Source organism: Vibrio sp. 1078-1, assembly GCF_033340475.1.
Window position 1 is genome coordinate 1 of the sequence record NZ_JAWOWM010000296.1, and the last position, 736, is coordinate 736.

The window sequence follows — 736 nt, forward strand, 5'->3', positions numbered from 1 at the left end:
TCGCTAACGTGCGGCTAAATATCCGGTTAGTCACAGGGTGAGGAGCGCACATGTTGAAGGCACCATGCGCGTGAGGGGTTTCAAGCAGGTACATAATGGCACGAACCATATCGAGGATATGAATCCAAGGCATGTATTGATTGCCATTGCCAAGCGGTCCGCCTAACCCCAATTTGTAAGGCAAGAGCATTTTCGCGAGTGCTCCGCCATTAAGCCCGAGTACGACGCCTGTCCGGAGAAAGCAAACGCGGGTTTGTTCGGACTCGGCTCGTTTGGCGATTTGTTCCCACTTGGCGCAAACCATATGCGGGAAATCGTCGTTATTCACATGAAGACACTCATCGAACGGATGATCCTGCTGGTCGCCGTAATAACCGACAGCAGATCCGCTAAGAAACACAGAAGGCGGTTCGGTACTGGCGTGAATCAGCTCAACAATTTGCTCGGTAATTTTCCAGCGACTGTCGAAAATTTTCTCTTTTTGCTGTTCCGTCCAACGCTTGTCTGCGATTGGTTCTCCTGCGAGGTTGATGACGGCATCTATGTTGTTGAGATCGGCGAGTTCATCAAGAGAAGCAAGGTACTCGATATTACCTAAATCAGCGTACTGCAAGTGCTGTTTGGCTTGGTCTGGCGATCGGGTCAGTAACACTATCTGATGAGTGGTAAGCAGTTTGAGTAACTCAGACCCTATAAACCCAGTTCCACCTGTAAGTAATATCTTCATAGCATCTCT

General features: G+C 49.2%; 1 protein-coding gene. It reads right to left on the reverse strand.

The features are described from left to right. On the reverse strand, positions 1 to 727 hold a 727-nt coding region (locus R7190_RS27190), incomplete at its 3' end, for a TIGR01777 family oxidoreductase (protein ID WP_318137845.1). Positions 728 to 736 lie beyond the last annotated feature (9 nt).